Below are 18,667 nucleotides of genomic sequence, written 5' to 3'. Positions count from 1 at the left end.
CGGAGGTCCTCGAGCGGCGAGTGGCACGTCACGTGCCCGAACAGGATAAGCGAGCAAGATCGGTCGCCCACCCCTTTCGCGGGTCGCGGAGCGGAATTATCCTCCACCCTCCAGCGTCAAGCGCACGGGCGATGGCGACGGAGGGGAGACAGTGTAGCCTCTCCAGCGGGTCTTACACGAGCCACGAGCTCAAGGGACGAGGAGCAGGGAATGGGAGTCTTCGATTTCGTCAAGAACGGCGTGCGCGAGATGATGATTGCGCGCCCCGACGAGCACAAGGCGCTGCTGGTCTACAAGCATCCCGACCAGAACGTACCGATGTACTCGCAGCTCACCGTCGACAGCGACGAGTGCGCCGTCTTCTTCAAGGACGGGCGGGTGGTGGGCGTGCTGCCGGCGGGCCGCCACACGCTGCAAACGCAGAACATTCCGTTCCTCAACAACCTCGTCAACAACTTCACCGGCGGCAACGTCTTCATCGCCGAGCTCTACTTCGTACGCATCACGCCGAAGCGCGGGATCCCCTTCGGCGGTCCCTTGGGCGAGATGATCGATCCGATGACGAGCGAGCAGGTGAACCCGCGCATCTTTGGCGAGTTCGCCGTCGTCGTCGTCGACCCGGTTCGGTTCATCATCGGGTACCACGGCCAAGAGGCCGGCGGCGATCCCGACTCCGATCGCTGGTGCAAGGGGCTCTTCATGAACGGCGTCAAGACGACGCTCGGAGAGCTGTGCGAGATCGAGGGCAAGAGCCTCCTCCAGGCCACTTCGCTCACGCAGAAGCTCGCCGAGGCCTTCATGACGAAGGCGCCGGACCTGAACGAGATGGGCATCCGCATCCACCAGATGGGTGCCTTCAACATCAACTTCAGCGACGAAGACCGGCAGCGGCTCGTGGCGGCCAACGCGGAGATCGCCAAGGCGAACCGCGGCGTGGCGATCGCGCAGAAGGCGGCTGCCGCGAAGCAGTTCGAGCTCGACCAGAAGTTCGGCCAAGACGCGCGCTACGTCAAAGAGCTCGCGGGCAACTACCAGAACTACGCGGCGGGTCAGGCCATGATCGGTGCGGGGCAAGGCATGGCTGCTCACGGCGTCGGCGACGGCGGCGTGGCGGGCATGGCCGCGCAGGCGGCCGTCGGCATGGGCATGGCGGGCGCGATGATGCCCAACTTCCAGGGGCAGCAGCAGCAGCCCGGTCCGCAGGCCGGCATGCAGCAGCCAAACTTCCCGCCGAACGCGGCGTCCGTGAGCTGCGGCAAGTGCGGCGCGCGGCAGGCCCAGGGGAAGTTCTGCGCCGAGTGCGGCACGCCGCTGGCTCAGCCGAAGAAGTTCTGCACGTCGTGCGGCGGCGAGCTCCTGCCGGCGGCGAAGTTCTGCGCCGGTTGTGGCACGAGCACCGCGGCGCCGCCCCCGGCACCGCAGTCGAACCCGTAAGGCAAACGCCCGCGCAATCGTAAGGCCAGCCCCCGCACGCGACGCCGTGCGGGGGTTTTCCTTTGTCGTGTTTCACGCCCGTGTTTCACCCGGGGAGCCGGTTGCGATACCCTCCCCCCCGCCGGGCACCTGCCGGCCTTCCAGGACAATCCGTGGCCAAGAAACAGCTTCTGCTCGTCGACGCCGATGCGCGAAGCCTGCGCGTCCTCGAGGTCAACCTGAGGAAGGCCGGCTACTCCGTCGCTGTGGCGAGCGATGGCCTCGAGGCCCTGGCGAAGCTCGAAGTCGGGGCACCGGACCTCGTCATCTCCGATACGCGGTTGCCGAAGCTCGATGGCTACGCGCTCGTGCGGCGCATGAAGGAGCGCCCCGAGTGGAGCTCGGTGCCGATCGTCTTCTTGACGAGTCAGAAGTCCGTCGAGGACAAGATTCGCGGCCTCGAGTTGGGCGTTGAGGACTACCTCACGAAGCCCATTTTCCTCCGCGAGCTCGTCGCGCGCGTGCGGTTGATGCTCGCGCGTCGCGATCGCGATGCGTTCGCGTCCCGGGTGCCCACGAGCGGGCGCACGCGCTTCTCGGGGTCCATTCAGGACATGGCCATCGTCGACTTGATGCAGACCTTCGAGGTCTCGCGAAAGACCGGCGTCGTCCACATTCAGAACGGCATCGCCAAGGCGCAGATTCACTTCCGCGACGGCAAGATCGTCGACGCCGAGCTCGGCCATCTACGCGGCGAAGAGGCAGTCTACCGCGCGCTCGTCTGGAACGACGGCGACTTCATCGTCGAGTTCGGTCCCGTGGAGCGCGAGGACATCGTCGAGACGTCGACGCAAGGCATCCTCATGGAGGGCATGCGCCGCGTCGACGAGTGGGGGAGGCTCCTCGAGCAGCTCCCGCCGCTCCAGGCCGCCTATTCCCTCGACGTCGACGCGCTCGTCGACCGCTTGAACGAGATCCCCGACGAGCTGAACGGGATCCTCCGGTTGTTCGATGGCCGAAGGACGCTGATGCAGATCGTCGACGCATCGCCCTTCGAAGACCTCTCGACGTTGTCGACGATCTCGAAGCTCTACTTCGAGGGCCTCCTCATTCCCGTGTCGCTGACGCCGGCGCGGTTCCTGTCGCCACCGCCCGAACCGGCGCCGCCGGCCATCACCGGCGACTCGCTCCCGCCGGACACCGATCCGGCGGAAGGCGCCGGTCCCGTCATCGGGGTCGAGGCGTCGCTGCAGCCGCCGGCGGAACAGGGCGCTGTCGTCGCCGCGATGCCGCTTCGGAACATGCAGGCCGGCGGACCGACGCTCATGGAGAAGGGCGGCGTGCCGCTCTTGAACGTGCCGATCATTCACGACGCGATGACCGTCAAGCCGCCGCTCACGGGAGCGCGAGGGCGCACGCTGCCGCCGCCGGAAGACCTCGGGCGCGTCGTCGTCGACGATCGGCCTCTCGGGCCGTCCGATCCGACGCCCATGGTCGAGCTCAAGGATCTCAATGATCTCGCTGGCGTTCGGCTGACGCCACCGGTCACCGAGGTCACCGACCCGAGTCCGCCTCCCGTGATGGAGGCCGAAGAGGCCGAGCTCCCCCAATCGACGGGCGAGCGGCCCGTCGGCGACGCTGTGGATCGCGCCAACGAGAATGACGGCGTAGCCGCCGCGGCGGCCGACGACGCGCCGGACAACGTAAGCGCGGACCCCGAGGCTCCCGCGGGGCACCACGAGGCTGCAGGCCCTCAGGCCGACGAAGATGCCGACGATGAGGAGCGAGACGAGGAAGACGACGACGACGACGACGACGGCGATGAGGACGCCGACGAGGGGCGCGCGGACGCCGAGCCGGTCGCCGGGCAGGGGCCGCCCATCGCGCCCGATCGGGTCGTGTCGCTCCACGTCGCCAACGACGCCGCGAGGCCCGCGACGGCCGCGAGCTCGGAGGCGCGCGAGCACGCCGTGGCGCGCTACGCCGAGAGCAGCGGCCCCATCATCTACGACGAGCCCCTCGACGAGACGGCCCCGTCGCTGACGCGCCTCGCGGAACGCTCGCGCACGAGCAAGCGACAGGCCTTGGTGTTCTTGGCGCTCTTTGCGTCAGTCTTGGTGTTCGGTGTAGCCTACATGCGTTACGAAGACGCCCACTCGCGCCTTCAGCGAAGGGGCCACGCGCCGGCCCTCGACGCGGCGTCGCCGTACGCGTTGCCGGTCCCAAGCGCCTCGGCGCCGCCGGTGCCGACGGAGGCGTTGAGCACGCCCCAGCCCAGCCGCAGCGCGCTCCCGACGCCCGCCGTCGCCAGCGCACCGCCCGCCGCGTCGACGCCGCCGACGTCCGTGCCAAGCAGCGCGCCCTCGGCAGCGCCGTCCACGGCGCCGTCGACAGCGCCGCTCCCCGACGTGCCGCCGGCCGAGCTCGTGAAGCAGGCGCAGCGTGCCCTCGATCGCGGCCGCGCGACGACCGCCATCGAGCTGGCGACGCGCGCGACGGAGCTGGATCCGACCAACGCGGAAGCCTGGCTCACGCTCGGCGCGGCCTACGACACGCAAGGCAACCGAGCCAAAGCCCGCGGCGCGTACCGGGCGTGCGTCGATCGAGGCAAGGGCGCGAGCCGCGCCGAGTGCCGCGCGATGCTCCAATGACGCGACCGCTCTAGACGAAGACCGGAACGCCTGAAAGCGAAGCGCTCTAGCGCCGCCGGATGCGCGGATCGAGCAGGCGCACCGCGAGGTCGGCGACGGCGCCCGCCAACACGATCGCCGTCGACGACACGAGCACGATGCCGAGAAGCACGGGGCCGTCCCGATCGAGGAGGGCCGTCACGCTCAGCGCGCCCATGCCCGGCCATCGGAACAGCGTCTCTGTTACGACGGCGCCGGAGACGAGCGCGCCCAGATCGAGGGCGACGATGGTGACGATGGTCCCGGCGGCGTTGCGCAGCGCGTGGCGAATGACCGCGATCTCGCCGAGCCCTTTTGCGCGGGCTGTGCGCACGAAGTCCTGGCCCAAAAGGCCGATCATCTCGTCGCGCACGATGCGCGCGTACGACGCGGCGCCGTAGAGCGCGAGGGTCGTCGCCGGCAAGACGATGCAGGCCGCGTGTTCGGCGAAGGTCTTTCCGAAGCCGTCGAGGGGAACGAGGCGAAGACGGTGCGCGAGCACGTACTGCAAGATGAGACCGATGACGAAGGTGGGCGCGCTGATGCCAACGAGCGTGGTTCCCACGACGAGCGAGTCGGACCAGCGACCACGCCGCGTCGCCGCGAAGGTCCCCAGCGCTGTGCCAAGGAGCGCTTGGAGCGCAACGGCAACGGCGGCGAGGGCGAGCGTTCGCGGGAGCCGCTCGCCCAGGATGACGACCACGGGGAGGCGCTTCTGGTAGCTCCGTCCGAGATCGACGTGCACGAAGCCCCACGAGGCGCACGTCGCGTGGGCCGCCGCGTCGGCGCTCCCGCGATGGACGAGGCGCGCGAAGAAGGCGCCGTATTGGACCGGCAAGGAGCGGTCGAGGCCGAGCTGAGCGCGCAGCCGCTCGACGTCGGCGGGACGGGCTTGTGCGCCGGCGGCGAGGCGAGCCGGATCTTCCGGCAGCACGTGGCTGATCACGAACGTGAGCGAGGCGACGGCCCACACGACGAAGGCGCTGACGAGGAGGCGCTTCACAAACCCGCTCATGGGTTGCCTCGCTCTTGTTTCGCCGAGTCTGCGAGATCGAGCCAGGTGCGACGCAGCCCGTAGATCCACACCGGGTGCAGGACGAGATCTTTAACGTAGGGCTGCTGGACCACGAGCCAGCGGTTCTCGTACGTCATGGCCCAAGGCGCTTCGTCGCGAACGATGGCTTGTGCGCGGTCGTAGAGCTTCTGCCGCGCCTCGGGGTCGAGCTCCTCGCGCGCGCGATCGATGAGCCCGTCGAGCTCGGCGTTCTTGTAGAACGCGGGGTTGGACGCTTGGTCGTCGGCGATCATCCGCGAGGAGAAGAGCGCCTCGTAGAAGTCGAGCGCCTCCGGATAGTCCTGATTCCAGCCCTGCGCTGACATGTCGACTTGGTTGCGACGCTGCGACAACGTGAGGTAAGTCGCAAAGCTCACGAGCCTTATCTCGAGGCGGAGGCCGATGCGCGCGAGCTGTTGTTTGAGCAGCTGCGCGCTCTGCTCCGAATAGCCGGGCCGGTAGGCGAGGTACGAGATGGGCTTTGGGTAGCCGCCTTTGCCGGTCTCCGGATCGTAGGGGTAGCCGGCGCGCTTCATGTGGGCGAGGGCGCGCTCGAGGTCGAAGGTCTGCCCCGCCACCTCGGCGCTGAAGCCCGGGACCGAGCGCGGAATGGCCTTGCCCGTGGCGACGACCGAGCCGGAGCGCAGCGCTTGGTACTCGTCGCGGTTGATGGCCGCCGCCACGGCGCGGCGCACTTCAACGTTGTCGAAGGGGGGCCGTTCGGTGTTCATGGCTTCGCCGAAGATGCTCCGCGCCGGCTCTTGTCGCGTGTGGGGACGCCACCTCGCGTCGCCCTTGAACCGGGCCATGTCGCCTTGCGAGAGGTCCCGGAGGACGTCGAGCTCGCCACGCTCCAGCTTGAGCCGTTGCGTCACGACTTGCATGCCGTAGGTGAAGACGACGCCGTCGAGGCGAGGCGCGTCTTTGTCGTAGAACTCCTCGTGGCGCACCACGTGGACGCGGAGCCCGCGTTGCCAACCGCCCGGCGGCAAGCGAAACGGTCCCGCGCCGCAGGGGCTCCACGCGTCGTCGTAGCGCGAGCCGCCCGACTTGCAGACGGGGCGAAGCGAATGGAGCGCCAGCACATGGAGGAACATGGCGTCCTTGCTGCGAAGGCGAACCTTGACCGTCATCGGATCGGTCACGACGACGCCCGACAAGGTGTCGACGCTTCCCGCTCGAAAGGCGTCGAAGCCCTCGATTCGATCGAAGTAGCTGGCCGCGCTGTTGGGCGTGTCCTTGTGGAGCGCGCGCTCGATGGAGCGCTTGATGTCGGACGCCGAAAGCAGCGCGCCGTCGTGGAAGCGAACACCTTCGCGGAGGTGAAACGAAAACTCGCGTCCGTCGGGCGAGATCTCGTAGGACCTCGCCAAGTCGGGGATGACCTTTCCGTCGTCGTCAAAGTCGACGAGCCCCGCGTAGAGCAGCTCCACCATGACCCCGGCGAGGGCGTCCGACGCGGTCGCCGGATCGAGCGAGCGGATGTCGCCGAAGGACGCGAGCTGAAGCGTGCCGCCGCGTGTTGGCGACGAGGCCTTACCCGTCTCTTTCGGCCCTTGCAGCCGATCGGTGCACGCGGCGCCGGCGAGCGAGAGGGCGAGCAGCGTCGGCCAAGCCAGGGGCGCGCGCGTCACGGTTGCTCCCTCGGATCGAGGGCGTCCCGCAGACCTTCGCCCACCAGGTTCCATCCGAGCACGGTCAGCAAGATCGCTCCCGCGGGAACGAACACGAGCCACGGGGCGGCGGTGAAGACCTCTTGTCCGTCAGACAACATGCCGCCCCACGTTGGCGTCGGCGGCATGACGCCGGCGCCGAGGAACGACAGGACGCTCTCCGCCAAGATCATCTGGGCTACCTGCGCCGTGGCGATGACCACGATGGGGCCGACGACGTTGGGCAGGACGTGCCGGAGCAGGATGCGCGGGGTCGTTCCTCCGAGGGCTCGAGCGGCGTCGACGAAAAGGAGGCGCCGAACCGTCAACGTCTTCGCGCGAACGATGCGCGCCGTTCCGAGCCAGCCGGTCAGGCCGAGCACGAGCAAGATGGTCAGCGACGTCGTCTGCTCGATGGCCGCGCCGAGCGCCATGACCAAGAGGAGAAAGGGGAACGAGAGGCCCACGTCGACGGCCCGCATCAGGATGCCGTCGACGTCCAAGTGAAAGGGGCGCTCCCCTTCGAACCACCCGGCCACGATGCCGACGGCCGCTCCGATGAGCGTCGAAATTGCGGTGGCGGCAACGCCGATGAGGAGCGACAAGCGCGCGCCCATCGCCAGTCGCGCGAGCTGATCGCGAAAGAGCCGATCGGTCCCCAACCAGAAGCGCGAGGACGGCCCGACCGGCAGGCCGGTGACGGGGTCGACGCCGTGGGCAAAGTCGCTCGCAAAGGGATCGTGGCTCGAGAAGAGCGGCCCGAGCGCAGCGAAGAGGAGCACGAGCCCCACCAGGCCGAGGCCGACGACGGCGCCTCGGTTTCGGCGAAAGCGGTGGAGCCCCCTCAGCCGTGCCAAAGAAAGTCTCCCACGACCTTCGCGAACGCCTCGGGGACCTCTTCCGGTGGCGAGTGTCCGGCGTCGAGGGCCACGAGCCGCGCACTCGCGAGCTCGCGAGCGAGTCGCCGACCGTCAGCCAAGGGTACGAGTCGATCGAGCCTGCCCGCGACGACGAGGGTTTCCTGACGGACTCTGGGAAGGATCGCGACCGTCGAGCGCCGATCGGCGGTCGCCCGCAGCGTCGCGAGCGTCGCCTCGCGACCGGCCGGCGAGCTGAAACACTCGAAGTGGGCGCGGATGCGGTCCACCGCCACCGCCGCGTCGTCGGCGAAGACGTAGCTGGCGAAGTAGCGCCGGAACTCCGAGAAGCCGACGAGCTGCTTGATGGCCATCGGACCGAGGAGTGGAATCCGCGCGAGACGGTCGAGCGGGCCTATCGCCCCTTCGTAGACGACCGGCGCCACGAGCACGAGCTTGGTCACGACGGCCGGGTGGGCGGCCGCGCAAGCGAGGGCGATCGCGGCCCCAACCCCGTGGCCCACGATCGCGACGCGGCCCAAGCGCATGCTTGCGACGAGGTCCACGACCACGTCGGCGAGGGCGCTCACGCTGTACGCGAACTTCGCAGCGCTCGGCTTCTCGCTCTCGCCCGCGCCAGGCAAGTCGAGCGCGAAGCATCGCCCGCGGCGCGCCAGGAGCGGCACGACCGACGAGAACGCGAGGTGACTCTGAAGCACGTCGTGCACCAGGACGACGGGCGTGGCGGCGCCTTCGCCCGCCGTCGCGAGGCGAATACGCGCCGTCTTGGTCGCCAAATCCTTCAGCTCCACGCGGGGATTCTCGACCGGGGTCGCGCTCGGCATGGGCGCGGGGAGCCTAGACCGACTCAAGTCGGTCTGATTCAAGAAAGACTCGCCGCGTCGCGCCCGGAGCCACCACTTGCGCGCAAAACGCGCCGCAGGCGCCGCTTTCAGGGCCTGCGGTCGATGGATGTCATAATGCGGGGAAGGGGGCGTAATGGACCCACTGTGGCACACAGGTACCCCTGTACAACGCCATGATATTCCCAAACTAAACGGACCTCGTTTCGGTGCTCAGGGGCTCGTTCAGCGTGACATTCTTTGTCACCCGGCGAGGCTAAAGGTGCGTACCCCTTCCATTATGGAAAGCGCGAAATGAAAAGACGCCGACAACGTTGACCCTTTCTTTTCGCATCGGTTAGGGTCCAATCCGTCGACGATGCGGTGCGTATTCGCTCCGTGTCGAGGACGACGTGATCGTCGTCGTCTGAATCGACACCAACGCGATCTCCGCTGCTTCCCCTCTTGAGGGGGCACACCCCGCAGTCAGGCCGCTTGCTCTCAGGAGCAGGCAGGCGACGGGTGGCGGAAGAGACAGGCTGGTGCGCTCCCCTGAGCGGTCGCTTCGGAGTCGAAGATGACCCCCCCGGGACCGAGCGCGGGGGGCTCGTGCGTGCCGAGGGAGGCGACCTCCGGCACGAAGGCACGCGTTTTGGCGCTACGACCGGAGGAGCTATGGACCCGAAGAACGCAATGAACGTTGAACAATCGCAGGCGCAAACGGTCGACATGGACGCGACCGCGACTGCGGCTGCGGAAGGGACCATGCAACTCAGTGTCGACGGTGCCCTCGCGCTCGACGTGAGCAGCGAACTCTCTGCCGATGGCGAGCCGGTCACGCGCGAACAGCGCCGCTCGCGTCGCAAGCGCGAAGTGCGCGCGCGCACCATCAGCGTGAAGCGTATGACGAAGCGCGAGCTCGAGCTCGGTCGTCTGCTCTACCCGGAAGTCGAGGTCGAGCGCCCCAAGACCCGCGCCGACTGCGCCAACGGCGCGCGGCCGTGCCCCTTCGTCTCCTGCAAACACCACCTCTTCTTGGACGTGTCGGCTCGCACCGGCGCCATCAAGCTCAATTTCCCCGATCTCGAGGTTTGGGACATGAACGAAACCTGCGCTCTCGATGTCGCCGACCGCGGCGGCACCACGCTCGAAGAAGTCGGCGCCATCATGAACCTCACGCGCGAGCGCATCCGCCAAGTCGAGGTCAAGGGCCTCGCGAAGCTCCAGGCGCTGAGCGACATGGACGCCCTTCGCGACTACATCGACGAAGGCCCCGTCGGCCGCCGCCGCCTCCCGGTCCTCGCCAAGAGCGACGACGAGGAAGAGACGGCCGAGGCCGAGGTCGAAGCGGAAGACTTCGACGTCGAAGGCTTCGTCGCCGCAGAATTCGACGCCGAGTGAACAAAGTTTTCGTCTGTCGCGCCTGATTCGCTCCTGAATCCCTCCTGATCCGGCCTGAAGGTTTCTCTTTGCTTACGAGCCGCACGCGACTTCGGTCGCTGCGGCTCGAGTCGTTTTGTGGCGGTCGTTGACCTCTACCAGCGACGCAGGTACCCCTCTGGGCATGGCGTCCACGGCTCGCACTGCGCTCGTTTCGGTGTCTGACAAGACTGGCCTTCTGCCCTTCGCGCGGGGGCTCGCGGAGCTCGGCGTAAAGCTCCTCTCCTCTGGGGGCACGGCCAAGGCCATCGCCGCAGAGGGCATCGCGGTCGAGACGGTGGAGAGCTACACGGGCTCGCCGGAGGTCATGGGCGGGCGCGTGAAGACGCTGCATCCGCGCGTCCACGGCGGCATCTTGATGCGCGGTGACGTCGACGCGAACGATCTCGAGCGCCTCGGTGGCCGTCCCATCGATCTCGTGATCGTTAACCTCTACCCCTTCGAACAGGTCGTCTCCTCGAAGGACGCGACCTTCGAAGAGGCCATCGAGAACATCGACATCGGGGGACCCTCGATGATTCGGTCCGCCGCGAAGAATCAAGCGCGCGTCACAGTCGTGTGTGATCCCGCGGATTATGACCTCGTCTTGAAGGAGCTGCGCGAGCACGGCGACGTGAGCGCCGCCACGCGCGGGAAGCTCGCGGCCAAGGCCTTCGCGCTGACGGCGGCCTACGACGGCGCTATCGCAGGTTACCTTTCACGAAAGAATACCGACGGTTCGGCGGCAGACTTTCCGCGCTACCTCACGCTGTCGTTTGAGCGAGCCTACGGCCTTCGCTACGGCGAGAACCCTCACCAAAAGGGTGCGTTCTACGCCGAAAAGGGGGTTGCCGCCGGGACTTTGGCTCGCGCCGAGGGTCTCGGCGCTGGAGGCAAGGAGCTGAGCTTCAACAACCTCGTGGATGTCGACGCGGCCCTCGAGGCGGTGCGCGAGTTTAGCGAGCCCACGGCCGTCGTGGTCAAACACGCCAACCCGTGCGGCGTCGCGGTTCGCGAGAAGCTCGTCGACGCGTACCGCGCGGCTCGCGATGCCGACGCCACGAGCGCCTTCGGCGGCATCGTGGCCCTCAACCGCGAGGTCGACGCCGCCACCGCGACGCTGCTCGCCGAGACCTTCCTTGAGTGTGTCGTCGCGCCTTCCTTCGCGCCTGCCGCCCTCGAGATCCTCGTGGCCAAGAAGAACCTGCGGCTCCTCGCCACGGGCACGTGGCTCGACGCCAAACACGAGGCGCTCCAATACAAGCGCGTCGGGGGCGGACTCGTGGTGCAGTCGCGTGACGTCACGGCGGCGACGGAGCTCTCGGCGGCCAAGGTCGTCACGACGCGCGAGCCGACGGCCGAGGAGCGAAAGAGCCTGGAGTTTGCCTGGAACGTTTGCAAACACGTGAAGTCGAACGCCATCGTCTTCGCCAAAGACCTCGCCACCGTTGGCGTTGGCGCCGGCCAGATGTCGCGGGTGATGTCCGTCCAGATCGCCGCTGAGAAAGCCGGTGAGAAGTCGAAGGGCAGCGTCATGGCTTCCGATGCGTTCTTCCCGTTCCCCGACGGCGTCGAGCTTGCCGCCAAACACGGCGTCGTCGCCATCGTTCAGCCGGGCGGCAGCGTGAAGGACGAGGAGGTCATCAAGGCCGCGAACGCCCACGGTATCGCGATGATCTTCACGGGAGCTCGCCACTTCCGTCACTGATCGAGGCGCGTCGTCACGGCCACGCCACGCGCGGGGAGGCCCGAGCACACGGGCTGAGGCCGCCAAATATTTGGCCCAGTCCGTTTGAGCATGCGATTGCCGACGAGGCACGGGGAAACCGTGCTTGCACGAAGACGCGCGCCCAGGGCGCGCGCAACCGGTGAGGCGATCCATGGCGATGACCGAGAGCTGCAGCGTCTGTCGGCGAGCGTTCGAGGTGCAGTTCCGCTACCAGATGGAAGAGCGGGACGGCGGCTTCATGTTCTTTTGCTCGCAAGACTGCCACGGCAAGGCGGTGCGCGGTGAGCTGGAAGGCGGCGTCAACTGCGCGGCGTGCTCGAAGCGGTTCACCGTCGAGCTCGTTTCGCAGGTCCTTCGCGTGAAGGGCGAGCGCACCTACGCGTGCTCGGAGCCCTGCCGGACGCAGCTCTTGGCCGAAGCCGGCGGCCTGCGCCTCGGCGCGCTCTCCGCGGTTCCGCAGCCCGCGCTGCCGCTCGCGCCGCCGTCGCCGCTGACCAGCGCGGCGCCGACGGCGTCCCTCGCGACGCCTGGAAGCGGCGCTAGCTCACCGCTTCGTCCGCCGCCGCCCGCGGCCCCGCAAGTCACGCCGCTCAAGCGCGGCATGCACGCGCCGCGGCGCATCGCCATCTTCAACCACAAGGGCGGCACGGGGAAGACCACCACGAGCGTGAGCGTGGCTGCGGGCCTCGCCGCGCGCGGCCTCCGCGTCTTGCTCGTCGACACCGACTCGCAAGGCAACGTGGCCGTGTCCCTCGACGTGACGCCGCAGACGTCGCTCTACCACGTGGTCGTGATGGGCATGAAGGCCAAGGACGCCGCCGTCAACGTCCGGCCCAACCTCGACGTGCTCGGCTCCAACGAGACCTTGGCGGCGGCCGAGCTCTACCTCGCGGGACGCCAGAACCGCGATCGCGTGCTTCGCGATCGCCTCGTGTCAGCGTGCGACGCGTACGACGTCATCGTGCTCGACTGCTCGCCGTCGCTCTCGCTCATGAACCAGAACGCCCTCGTCTTCGCCGACGGGATCCTGGTGCCCGTCGCCTGCGACTTCCTCTCGCTCGTAGGCGTGCGGCAGGTCATCAAGACCGTGAAGAACGTGAACTCGCTGCTGCACCACCCGGTGCAAATCTTCGGCGTGCTTCCCACGTTCTACGACGCGCGCGCGCGCATCTGCCGCGACGCCGTGGAGACCCTGACGCAACACTTCGGCGATCGGTGCCTCACGCCCATTCGCTCCGCGACGAAGATCAAAGAGGCGCCGGCGCAAGGCAAGACGATCTTCGAATATGCGCCCGACTCGAACGCCGCAGAAGACTACGGCCGCCTCGTCGACTTTCTGATCGACGGCCCCGCGGCGCAAAAAAATATCGGTTCAGAAGCCAACAAAGGAGCGGCCCCCGCGGCCGCTGCGAGCGCGTAAGGAAAAGGTGACCCATGACGGTTCGTGATGAAGGTGGGAACGCGGCTCGCGTGCTCGACGCAGACGAAGTTCAAGGTGTGCTCTCGGGCAGCTTCTACAAGCCCGAAGTGGGCGGCATGGAACGAGCGCCGCGCAGCACGGCGCAGCCCAAGCCGCAGCACTACAAGGTGATCTGCATCTCCATGTACACGAAGGATCTCGACCGGCTCGACGCGATGGTCGATGAGCTGAAGTCGCGAGGCGTGACGAAGGCGAGCCGCAGCGCGCTCATTCGCGCGGCGCTGGATCAGGTGGATCTCGACAAGATTCCGCGGGGGATCTGAGGGGAGAGCTAGGTCGAGGCTGAGGTCGCGGTCGAGGTCGAGGTCGAGGTCGAGGTCGAGGTCGAGGTCGAGGTCGAGGTCGAGGTCGAGGTCGAGGTCGAGGTCGAGGTCGAGGTCGAGGTCGAGGTCGAGGTCGAGCGGGTACAGTCTAAGGAGATAGGTAACAGAGCAGTCCAAGGAGATAGGTGACACTCCGGCATGCGAACAACGGCAGGAAGTGCCGTGGTTTGGAAAGCGAAGAGTGTCTTGGAACAACGAAATTCACTGGTGCTTCGCTACCGCGCGGGCGAGCGAATGACGGAGCTGAGTCGGGAGTGGGCGTGAGCCGGAAGACCGGCACAGTACGTCGAGCGCTACGAAGCTTGGGGCGATGCCGGGCTCGTGGACCTGTCGCAACGGCCCAGGCGACGCCGACGGCGCTGGCGGAACAGTTCGTGAGCCTCATCGTCGACGCGCGGCGGCGACATCCGACGTGGGGCCCGAAGAAGCTGAGGGTGCTGCTGATAACGGAGCACCCCGGCGTAGAGCTGCCGAGCCGAACAACGATTGCCAACGTGCTTCGTCGCCAACAGCTGACAGTGCCGCGACGTCGTCGCGGCTGAGGGCTTATCGCGCGCCGCTGACGGACGCGAAGGGCCCCAACGAGCTGTGGTGCATGGACTTCAAAGGGCAGTTTGAGCTCGGAGACGGAACGGTCTGCTACCCGTTTACGGTCACGGACGCCTTCAGCCGGTACGTGCTCGTGTGCGAGGCCTTCGACGGGACGGCCGGCAGGGCGTGCGAGCGGCACTCGAGCACATCTTCAGGGAAAAGGCCTGCCGCGAGCTATTCGAAGCGACAACGGCGAGCCTTCGTTTCGCCGCGTGCGCTCTTTGGATTGAGTCGACTCGGAGCGTGGTTCGCGACTCGGGATCCTCCACGAGCGAATCGAGCCTGGGTGTCCGCAGCAGAACGGACGCCACGAACGGATGCATCGCACGTTGAAAGCAGAAACGACACGTCCTGCGGCTCGGACGCTGCTCGGCCAACAGGAACGCTTTGACGCTTGGCGCACGTGCTTCAACGAAGAGCGGCCCCACGAGGCGCTTGGCGATCGAACCCCAGCCAGCGCGTACGAGCCTTCGCCGCGCGTCTGGAAGGGCGAGGTGCCCAAGCCCAGTTACCCCCTGCACGACATGACTCGACCCGTTTGGAAGGGAGGCATTGTCGCGATCGATCGGCGTCGGCGCTTCAGCCTGACGGCGTCGCTCGTCGACGAGCAGGTCGGACTTCGAGAGGTTGAGGACGGGAAGTGGCTGGTGAGCTTTTGGTAGCCCGTGACCTCGGTCACTACGACGAAAGAGAAAGGCGATTCATCCCCTCAGTCGCCACAGAAGAAATAGGGAAAGAATCAGCGATAGCCGCAGAGTAGAAAATCCATCCGCCGAAAGTGTCACCCATCTCCATGGACTGTCACCTATCTCCTTGACCGCTCAGCGTGTAGTGTGCATGCACCGCAACAACGGGCTGCTGCTTGTGCGATCGCCCCGAGAGTTGGTTGGTCCTGCCTAGACGCGCACCGCGCGCCAGCGCTTCTCGGTGACGCGCGGAAGAGCGTGGCGCTGTCACGCGGTCTGCGCTGGGGGGAGGCATGACCAACCAACTCCCGGGGCTTCCTCACCACAAACTCCATGCCTATGGCGCCGCGGTGAAGCTGCTGCTGGCCGTCCGCGCCGCGAACATTCGCGATGCGAAGCTCAGGGATGAAGCGACGCGCGCGGCGAAGAGCGCCGCTCTCAACTGCGCGGAAGGCGCTGGGCGCGTTAGCCGCGCCGACAAGGCTCGCGCCTTCACCATCGCGCGCGGCGAGGCCGTCGAAGCCGTCGCAGCCGTCGAGCTCGCCGCCCTCTGCGGAGACGCCTCGCCCGAGTCCGCCGCCGAGTGCGTAGCCCTCGCGCACCCCCTCATCGCCATGCTCACGCGCCTCATTCGCTAGCCCGGCTTCGGTCGAGGCCTCGCAAGTGAGGTCCTCGACCGCGAAGCCCGCACCTCCTAGCCAGACGAGTTTCAAAGCGAGTTCGCCAAGAAGCACCAGGCCAAGGGGCGCCAGGAGGGCCGCCACGAGGGCGGCGTCCCTTCACCCCTCGCGCGCCGCGCGTATCCACCGGAGCTGCCGCTCGAAGCTCCAGCGGATGGCGCCGCCGTGCTCGCCTCGTTCGCGGCGGCCGCGCTCGGTGCAGAAGATCGTGTACTCCACATGCATGCGGGAGCAGGTCGCGGCGGCTTCGCGGGCTGAGTAGCCGCGCTTGCCGAGCTGCATGGCCGCCACGAACGTCGCCGCTTCGGGGCTGCGCGCCCGTCCGACGCCGATGAGGCTCGCGGCGGCGCCCGCCTCGCGGTAGCTGCCGAGCCGCTGAGACAGCTCGGTGCCCGTCGCCTCGCCGGCATCGACGGCACGGCGCAACGAAGCGAGCTCGGCCGCGCGCCCCTCGGGCCGCATGTCCTCCACGGTCCAAAGCGTGAACGCCTCGAGGCTCTTGTCGCCCTTCACGCGCGCGAGCTGCGCGAGGGCCGCGGCGACGTCGTCCTCCGTGGGGCGCTCGGCCAGGGCGCGAGCGCGCGCAACCACGCGCGCGCGGCGCCGCTCGGCCTCCATGCGGTGCACCTCGTCGCGCCAACGCGGCGCCTTGCGCGGGCGTCTCGTGCGCCGCGTCATCGCGCACCTCCCGCCCGCTCGTCGCGCCGCTCGGGATCGAAGGCGAAGCGTGTACCGGCGAGCGTGTCGAGGCCGATGGCGAGATCCGCGGCGTGCAGGCGCAAGACGAAGTCGTAGTCGTCGCGGCGGTAGCCGCCGAAGAGCGCGAGCGCGAGGGGCACCGGTCGGCCGAGCCGCTCGGACCAACGCGCGACGGCCGAGTAGACGCGCCGGCTCGCGTCGAGCCACTCGCGCGTCGTGCACTGGCCGCCGAGGTCGTCGTCCTCGTGCGAGTCGGCGCCGTGGGCGAAGGCGACGTAGTCGATCTCGCCGCGCATCACCGCCTGGCCCACCGTGTAGAGCGACTTCTCGAGATCGGCCAGGTAGACGCTGTGGGTATGGCCGGGGTTCACGTTGAAGGGCAGGGCGGCCTCGAGGTCGGGCGCGAAGCTGCGCGAGTCCTCGATGCTGTTGCCGAAGTGCCCATCGAGATCGAGCCACGCGCCGCGGAGGCCCCGCTCGCGATAGAGCCGGAGGCCGGCGAGCACTTGCCCGCTGAAGGTGCAGAAGCCTCCGCCGCCCGACGGGGTCGCGTGGTGGAAGCCGCTCGTGGGGCTGAGCGCGATGCGCGAGGGCCGATCGCACGCGGCCGTGATGGCCGCGAGCAAGCTCGCGTTCGTGTAGCGGACGGTCTCGGCGAAGGCGGGCGTCCACGCGAGGCCGTTCGACGACGCGTGGGGCGCCTCGCCCGCGAAGAAGCCCTCGACGTAGTCGCGCTCGTGGGCCACGAGGAAGTCCCGCGGTTCGAGCGGCGCGAAGTCCTCGCGGATGCGCACCGCCTGGGCGCGGGCCATTGCCGAGCTTGCGAGCCACTCGACGAAGCGGCGCGGTTTGGTCGGGCTCTTGGAGAAATTGCTCGCGGCGTCGGAGGCCGTGAGCTCGGGTCGGTAGAAGACGTCGATGAGGGAATCGTGGTGGGCCATTGGCCACCTCCTTTCATCGAACACCTTGCGACCGAGGGCGTGACAAGCGCGTGACAGGGCCCGGCTGCGGCTGCCCTCGCGAACGCCTCAGCCCCCCCCTAGGCAAGTCGGCTTTCCCGGCCTGTCAGGGCCAGCGAGCCGACGCCAAAGAGCCCCCTACCGCCCCGTCGCGCCAGAACACGCCAGTCCCCGAAGCCCCCCGCCCACGCTCGGCGCCGCACGCAGCGCCCCCGCGCCGAGCCCCCCCCCCCCAGGGGAGCCGCCCCCCCCCACCCCAGCAAGAACGCGCCCCCCGGGCACTCGCCCGCGCGGCGTGAAGACCGAGCGTTGGCGAGCAGTCCCTGTCTACTCGCGGTCGAGGTACGCCTGCTCGCTCACGGCGCCGAGGGCCACGAGGCTCGGCGCGAGGCGAGGAGGCTTGCCCGGCCCTTCGACGATGAGCTCGGCGGGCAGCGCAACACCGGCGTCCTCGAGCTGCTGCCGCAGCCGCGCCTTCACTTGGCGAAAGGCGGCGCCCGAGCCCTCTTCACCCATGACGCGCGCGACCAGCGTATCCATGTCGCGCGCGTCGTGTCGCAACAGGCACGCGAGGAGACGCGCCGCCCGGTGGGGCAAGGGGCTCGGGTCACGCGTGCCGACGGTGAGGGTCGCCTTGTTGCGATTCGCGGGTAGCCGGAAGACGAAGGCGGCGCCCACGCGCGGCGCGAGGTCTAGGAGCTCCGCGTCGGCGGTGGCTTTGGAGACGAGGACGTCGCCGAGCGCTGGATCGGGCCCGACCAAGCGCCAGTGCGGCGCCTGAAAGACCGGCTCATCGAGCCGCGCACCGCGCCCGTCGAGGGGCTCGCGAGCGAGACCGAGGAAGTAGCCCGACAGCTCGAGGAGCGCGAAAAGCTCGGTCTGGATGGTGCCAGGCAAGAGCAGCGCGTCCTCGCTCGGCTCGCCTTCGGCTCGGCCCGTGTGGTTGCCGGCCGTGTGGTTGCGGTCCGCATCGGTGCGGGCCGCTCGCGACGCAGGCCGCGTCCAGGCCGCGTACGCGTCGACGGCTCTCTTGAAGGCGGCCTCGACGGTGCGCGGCGGCGCCGCGAGGCGGTGGAGCACCGCGAGCCGATAGACGTGCGGGTAAGGGCCGAGCGACGCGTGTCGTCCCGCTTCCACGAAGAGCGCGTCGGCCTCCTCGAGGACGTCCGGGGTTCGTTCCTGCCGCATCACGAGGTGCGCGAGGCGGTACGCGGCGAGGGCGGACCAAACGGCGAGCGCCGGCTCTCCCTCGGCGAGCGCGTAGGCCTCGCGCGCGGGCGCGAGCGCGAGGACGGTGCCGGCGCGCTGCAGCTTGTACGAGCCGGCGTCCGCGAGCGCCTCATGGATGCGCGCGCGCCGGGCGGCGAGGGCGGACAGCGAAGCGAGGGGAGGCGGGGGCGTCACGGGGGGAGTGTAGCGCTGGGGGGGGCGCGCGTTCGTCGTCATTGGCTCCGTGCCTTGGCGCCCTTGCGGGGAGGCTTCGAGAGCTCCGCGTAGAGTTCATGGAGTTTGCGGCGCAACACCGCCTTCGACGGCAGCATCGTCTGGTACTCAGCGACGATCGTCGGCGACGTGGTCCGGGCGAGCGCGTACTCGACGACCTCGTCGTCTTTC

The 18,667-nt window shown here is 68.4% G+C and carries 16 protein-coding genes; 8 read left to right on the top strand and 8 right to left on the bottom strand.

What is annotated here, in order from left to right:
• The first annotated feature begins 210 nt into the window (after positions 1-210).
• Positions 211-1,434, top strand: a complete 1,224-nt coding sequence (locus tag IPG50_28635) for an SPFH domain-containing protein (GenBank protein MBK6696132.1) — start codon at positions 211-213, stop codon at positions 1,432-1,434.
• 152 nt (positions 1,435-1,586) lie between these two features.
• Positions 1,587-4,064, top strand: a complete 2,478-nt coding sequence (locus IPG50_28630; protein ID MBK6696131.1) for a response regulator — start codon at positions 1,587-1,589, stop codon at positions 4,062-4,064.
• Positions 4,065-4,110: 46 nt separating this feature from the next.
• Here IPG50_28630 and IPG50_28625 read toward each other — a convergent pair whose 3' ends face one another.
• From IPG50_28625 to IPG50_28610, 4 genes are read right to left on the bottom strand one after another with little or no spacing between them, the layout of a single operon-like run.
• On the bottom strand, positions 4,111-5,097 hold the full coding sequence (locus IPG50_28625) for an ABC transporter permease (GenBank protein MBK6696130.1): 987 nt from the start codon (positions 5,095-5,097) through the stop codon (positions 4,111-4,113).
• Positions 5,094-6,770 carry an ABC transporter substrate-binding protein gene (locus IPG50_28620; protein MBK6696129.1) on the bottom strand — a complete coding sequence of 559 codons (1,677 nt, stop codon included), beginning with the start codon at positions 6,768-6,770 and terminating at the stop codon, positions 5,094-5,096. Before IPG50_28620 ends, IPG50_28625 begins: the two co-directional genes overlap by 4 nt.
• Complete coding sequence (locus IPG50_28615) at positions 6,767-7,645, bottom strand: ABC transporter permease (GenBank protein ID MBK6696128.1); 879 nt, start codon at positions 7,643-7,645, stop codon at positions 6,767-6,769. The genes IPG50_28620 and IPG50_28615 overlap by 4 nt, the downstream gene beginning before the upstream one ends.
• Complete coding sequence (locus IPG50_28610) at positions 7,633-8,490, bottom strand: alpha/beta hydrolase (protein ID MBK6696127.1); 858 nt, start codon at positions 8,488-8,490, stop codon at positions 7,633-7,635. Before IPG50_28610 ends, IPG50_28615 begins: the two co-directional genes overlap by 13 nt.
• 726 nt (positions 8,491-9,216) lie before the next feature.
• Here IPG50_28610 and IPG50_28605 point away from each other — a divergent pair.
• The 6 genes from IPG50_28605 to IPG50_28580 all read left to right on the top strand — a co-directional run bounded on the left by IPG50_28605 (position 9,217) and on the right by IPG50_28580 (position 15,353).
• Entirely contained in the window at positions 9,217-9,888 is a 672-nt protein-coding gene (locus tag IPG50_28605) for a hypothetical protein (GenBank protein ID MBK6696126.1), read from the top strand.
• Positions 9,889-10,051: 163 nt separating this feature from the next.
• Entirely contained in the window at positions 10,052-11,614 is a 1,563-nt protein-coding gene (gene purH / locus IPG50_28600) for a bifunctional phosphoribosylaminoimidazolecarboxamide formyltransferase/IMP cyclohydrolase (protein MBK6696125.1), read from the top strand.
• Between the two features lie 622 nt (positions 11,615-12,236).
• Positions 12,237-13,055, top strand: coding sequence for a ParA family protein (locus IPG50_28595; GenBank protein MBK6696124.1), 819 nt, complete (start codon positions 12,237-12,239; stop codon positions 13,053-13,055).
• A gap of 14 nt (positions 13,056-13,069) precedes the next feature.
• Positions 13,070-13,378 (top strand): hypothetical protein, encoded by a 309-nt coding sequence (locus tag IPG50_28590; protein MBK6696123.1) that lies wholly within the window; start codon positions 13,070-13,072, stop codon positions 13,376-13,378.
• A gap of 911 nt (positions 13,379-14,289) precedes the next feature.
• Positions 14,290-14,691: a transposase gene (locus IPG50_28585; protein ID MBK6696122.1), complete on the top strand. Its 402-nt coding sequence runs from the start codon at positions 14,290-14,292 to the stop codon at positions 14,689-14,691.
• Positions 14,692-15,008: 317 nt separating this feature from the next.
• The gene (locus IPG50_28580; protein ID MBK6696121.1) at positions 15,009-15,353 is read left to right on the top strand and encodes a four helix bundle protein; all 345 of its coding nucleotides are present in this window, start codon (positions 15,009-15,011) and stop codon (positions 15,351-15,353) included.
• 141 nt (positions 15,354-15,494) lie between these two features.
• On the opposite strand, the gene IPG50_28575 is transcribed toward IPG50_28580, so the two are convergent.
• From IPG50_28575 to IPG50_28560, 4 genes are all read right to left on the bottom strand, one after another.
• Positions 15,495-16,073, bottom strand: a complete 579-nt coding sequence (locus tag IPG50_28575) for a hypothetical protein (GenBank protein ID MBK6696120.1) — start codon at positions 16,071-16,073, stop codon at positions 15,495-15,497.
• On the bottom strand, positions 16,070-17,035 hold the full coding sequence (locus IPG50_28570; GenBank protein ID MBK6696119.1) for a hypothetical protein: 966 nt from the start codon (positions 17,033-17,035) through the stop codon (positions 16,070-16,072). The genes IPG50_28575 and IPG50_28570 overlap by 4 nt, the downstream gene beginning before the upstream one ends.
• Before the next feature lie 345 nt (positions 17,036-17,380).
• Entirely contained in the window at positions 17,381-18,457 is a 1,077-nt protein-coding gene (locus tag IPG50_28565) for a hypothetical protein (protein ID MBK6696118.1), read from the bottom strand.
• Positions 18,458-18,495: 38 nt separating this feature from the next.
• Positions 18,496-18,667: DUF1016 domain-containing protein (locus IPG50_28560; protein MBK6696117.1), on the bottom strand; the 172-nt coding region annotated here is incomplete at its 5' end.

The organism is Myxococcales bacterium, from assembly GCA_016703425.1.
Lineage (GTDB): Bacteria > Myxococcota_A > Polyangia > Polyangiales > Polyangiaceae > JADJCA01.
Note: the sequence above shows the minus strand (reverse complement) of the source record. Positions and strands in the feature narration are given on the sequence as shown.